The sequence below is a fragment of the Streptomyces sp. adm13(2018) genome (assembly GCF_008042145.1).
Taxonomy (GTDB): Bacteria; Actinomycetota; Actinomycetes; order Streptomycetales; family Streptomycetaceae; genus Streptomyces.
Genome location: NZ_RDBH01000028.1, coordinates 1 through 3,157, shown reverse-complemented (window position 1 = coordinate 3,157; position 3,157 = coordinate 1). Strand labels below are relative to the sequence as shown.

Sequence of the window (3,157 nt, the reverse complement as noted above, 5' to 3'; positions counted from 1 at the left end):
GGGGTCCCGCCTGTCGCACCGGTGCCGCCGGGGCGGGCCTGGGCCCGCCGGGGTGGCGGCGGTCGAGGACGTCCAGCGCCCGCACCGCCGTCTCCAGGAGCGACGAGCCGCGGACGGCCGAGGCTCCGTGCAGGGCGCTGCCGACCGCGTACTCCTGGCCCTCCTCCTCCGCGACGCCCCTGAGGTGGTGGTCGACGAGCCGGGCCGCGACCTCCTCCGCCCGGTCCCCGACCCGCTCGCGCGGGTCGACGCGGCGGCGGTCGGCGTTACGGCTCGCCGCCCCCGCCCAGCGGCCGACGAACACGAAGCGGAGCGCGGTGAGTTCCGCCGTGTCATGGGTGGCGAAGGTCCACCGGCGGCCGGTGAGCGCGCCGAACATGCTGTGCAGCCCCCAGAGGACCGGGCCCGCGGTGTCGCCGCGCTCGTCCAGGACGGTGAACCGCTCCTCCGGGTGGCGCAGCAGCTCCGCGACCATCCCGTGGAGCTCCTCGCGCGCGTGCTCCAGCGCGCCGTCGAGCTCCCCCTGGCCGCGGCCGGTCGCGGGGACCAGGATCCGCTCCGGGATCACCGGCAGCTGCCCGCGCACCCGGGCCCCGTCCATGGCCGCCCCCTCCCAGTTCCAGGCGTGCAGCCCGAGGCAGGTGGCGGGTTCGAGGAGTTCGGGCGAACCGACGAGGGCGTGGCAGAGCACGGACGTACCGCCGTCGGCGTCCTTGAGCGGCGCGCGGTGGATGAGCATCACCTCCGAGCGCCGCTGGAGCCGGATCAGCGCCGGGCGGGTCTCCTCGCCGCTGGCGCGCAACACGGGCCCGGACGTCCGGAAGAGGTTCTCGGCCTCTTCGCGGGGACCGGACCAGGCCACCGGTCCGAAGCCGGTGCTGCCGGTGAGGTTCTCGCTGTCCCACCGGAACACGATCTGGTCGACCTCGTTCTCCGACCGCGTCATCGGTCGATCCCCTCCGTAGGTCCCGCGGGTTCCGCCCCGGGCAGCAGCCCGCACTGGGCGAAGAGCGACAGCAGTGGCGCGAGGACCCGGCGCGGCCGGGCCCCGTGCGGAAATCGGTCGCCGCGCGCCTGGCCGCCGGTCGCCGCGACGAAGTGCAGGGTGCAGTCGGCGCAGTCGTCGAAGGGCTTCAGCCAGGCGGGGCTGGCCGCCTGGGCCAGGAAGGCGTACGCGTCCCGGCTCTCGGCGTGGAGCGCGGCGGGGTCGAGGCGGCCCGGCAGGTCGCGGCCGAGCCAGCGGTCGACGACCGGTTCGAAGCGCACCAGGTCGCTCTTGTTGAGGGCGAGCGCGGCGGGGGCGGCGACGAGCCCGCCGCGCTGCCGGGGGATCCGGTTGAGCACGGTGGCGAAGGCCTCGTCGCCGAGGTCCCGCAGCCGCAGCCCGCTCTGCTCCCGTACCGGTTCGAGGGAGGGCAGCCGGAGCGCGCGCAGCGGGTCGAGGACGAAGACGAAGGCGTCCACGCCCATCAGGAAGCGGCCGACCTCGCTGTCCTGGGCGAGGTCCTCGCCCGCGAGGTCGAAGAAGACGACGGGCCGGGGCACGGCGCCTGCCGCCGAGACGAGCAGGCCGTCGGCGAAGCGGGCGAAGGTCTGCTGCCCCGTGCGTCCCAGCTGCCTGCCCTGCTGGAGGCTCTGGACGCGCTCGCGCAGATAGGCGCGGTGCGCCTCCGGGTTGAGCGGCAGGCACTTCAGTCCGTACGGTTCGAGGCCGCCGAGTTCGACCTCGCCCAGCATGGCGGCGAGGAGGTGGGTCTTGCCGACCGAGGAGCTGCCGACGAGCGCGACGGAGAGCGGCTCGCCGTTGACGAGGTAGGGCAGGGGCAGTTCGTGCCCCTCGTCGCCGTCCACGGTGTGCGGGCACAGGTGGTACGCCTTCCGCAGGGCGTCCGCGCGGTGGGCGGGGCGGCGCTCGGTGCTGAGGTCGAGCGGGACGCGGTTGCCCTTGGCGTCGATGGTGACGAGGAGGCGTTCGTCGAACTCGACGGGGAGCAGGCAGTGCGGGCACATCCGGTTGCGGGACGGCGGGGGCTGGACGATCTCGGAGCGACGCCCCGGATGATCCGCGTGAACAGCGAGGGACGCGACGGCGGGCGCGCGTCCCGGACGGGGACTCCCGGGGTCTCCGCGGCCGGGGCACCGACCGGGCGGCGCTCCCCGGTCAGGGCGCGCTTGCGGGCGAGTTGGGCGTCGTACCGGGCCCGGAAGGGTTCGAGCACGTCGACCGCCTCGGCCCCGGCCGCGAGCGGGTCGGGCACGTGGAGGAGCCTCAGCAGCTCGTCCGGGTGCGGCCGTTCCGCCGCGTGCGGGGAGAAGAGGCCGCTGTGCCGGAGGGCGGCGAGCCGCCGGTAGTCGCCGAGGTCCGCCGGGGGCCCGTCGCCCCGGTCCGTACGACCGGAGAGCAGGTGGTAGGCGAGCGCGGCGACGGACCACAGGTCGTCGCGCGGGTCGACGGCGCCGCGTCCCGCGCGCTGCTCGGGCGGGGCCCAGGGGGCCGCCCCGTACGGCGCGCGCTGCTCCCCCGCGCGCAGCGCCGCGTACGGCTCGCAGAGCCGGGCCCGGGTCCCGTCCCAGCGGACGTTCTCGGGGGTGATCGCCCGGTGGACGATGCCGAGCCCCGCCATGAGGCGGACGGCCATGGCGAGTTGGCCGGTGATGCGCTCCTGGTCGTCGGCGTCGAGACGGCCCGCCCACTCGGTGAGCGGGCGCCCGATCGGCGGGCGGTAGAGCACGAAGGGTTCGGCGGCGGACAGGTCGAAGCCGACGACCCGGGTGAGGACGCCGACGAACTTCTCCGCGCCGTAACGCCTTTCGAGGGCGACCGAGGCCGCCACCTCTCGCTCCAGGAGTCCGTACGCCTCCGGGCCGCCCTGCGCCTCGGAGGGGGCGAGCCGGTACTGCACGACGGGCACGCCGCCGGCCCCCAGGACCGCCCGGCGGGCGAGGAACCCGGGGCGGCCGGGGGGCCTGCGGTCCTCCCCGAACCGCACGACGAAGCGGCTCTGCGCCTCCCTGGGGGTGAGGAACTCCAGTTCCCGGTAGTACGGATGGGGCGGCGGGGCGGGTCCTCCCCGAACCGCACGACGAAGCGGCTCTGCGCCTCCCTGGGGGTGAGGAACTCCAGTTCCCGGTAGTACGGATGGGGCGGCGGGGCGGG

The 3,157-nt window shown here is 75.9% G+C and carries 2 protein-coding genes; both read right to left on the bottom strand.

From position 1 onward, the window contains the following. The coding region (locus EAO70_RS02385; protein WP_148001373.1) for a hypothetical protein at nucleotides 1-946 on the bottom strand (946 nt) is incomplete at its 3' end. Between the two features lie 745 nt (nucleotides 947-1,691). After that, nucleotides 1,692-2,990 carry a hypothetical protein gene (locus EAO70_RS02380; protein WP_148001372.1) on the bottom strand — a complete coding sequence of 433 codons (1,299 nt, stop codon included), beginning with the start codon at nucleotides 2,988-2,990 and terminating at the stop codon, nucleotides 1,692-1,694. Between the last annotated feature and the right edge of the window lie 167 nt (nucleotides 2,991-3,157).